Origin of the sequence: Micromonospora thermarum, assembly GCF_012034245.1 — a bacterium.
In the GTDB taxonomy this organism is placed as follows: domain Bacteria; phylum Actinomycetota; class Actinomycetes; order Mycobacteriales; family Micromonosporaceae; genus Micromonospora; species Micromonospora thermarum.
In genome coordinates, this window is record NZ_JAATEO010000093.1 from 1 (window position 1) to 1031 (window position 1031).

General features: G+C 66.2%; 1 protein-coding gene. It reads left to right on the forward strand.

Annotation, left to right across the window (positions count from 1 at the left end; genetic code table 11):
- A partial coding sequence (metK, locus tag HCJ94_RS29335; protein ID WP_168004238.1) for a methionine adenosyltransferase occupies positions 1 to 1031 on the forward strand: 1031 nt, incomplete at both ends.

Sequence of the window (1031 nt, forward strand, 5' to 3'; positions counted from 1 at the left end):
TCGGTCACGGAAGGCCACCCGGACAAGATCGCTGACCAGATCAGTGACGGGATCCTCGACGCGCTCCTCGCGGAGGATCCGCGTAGTCGGGTTGCCGTCGAGACGTTGATCACGACGGGTCAGGTGCATATCGCGGGTGAGGTGACCACGAAGGCGTATGCCGACATCCCGACGATCGTGCGTCGGACGATCCTGGATATCGGTTATGACTCGTCGAAGAAGGGTTTCGACGGCGCGTCGTGTGGTGTGAGTGTGTCGATCGGCGCTCAGTCGGCGGACATCGCGCAGGGTGTGGACAACGCGTTCGAGTTGCGGACGGGTGCGTCGGAGAGCGCGTTGGATGCGCAGGGTGCCGGTGACCAGGGGATGATGTTCGGCTTCGCCTGCTCGGAGACCCCCGAGCTGATGCCGCTGCCGATCGCCCTGGCGCACCGCCTGTCGCGTCGGTTGGCGCAGGTCCGCAAGGACGGCACGGTGCCCTACCTGCGGCCGGACGGCAAGACCCAGGTGACCATCGAGTACGAGGGCCTGCGCCCGGTCCGCCTGAACACCGTCGTCGTGTCCAGCCAGCACGCGGCGGACATCTCGCTGGAGTCGCTGCTGACCCCGGATGTGCGGGATCACGTGATCACGCCGGAGGTGGAGTCGCTGGGGTTGGACACCGAGGGGTACCGGTTGTTGGTGAATCCGACGGGCCGGTTCGAGATCGGTGGTCCGATGGGGGATGCGGGGTTGACCGGTCGGAAGATCATCGTGGACACGTACGGCGGGTACGCGCGGCATGGTGGTGGGGCGTTCTCGGGTAAGGATCCGTCGAAGGTGGACCGGTCGGCGGCGTACGCGATGCGGTGGGTGGCGAAGAATGTGGTCGCCGCCGGTTTGGCGGAGCGGTGTGAGGCGCAGGTGGCGTACGCGATCGGTAAGGCGCATCCGGTGAGTTTGTTCATCGAGACGTTCGGTACGGAGACGGTGCCGGTGGAGCGGATCGAGAAGGCGGTCACGGAGGTGTTCGATCTGCGGCCGGCGGCGAT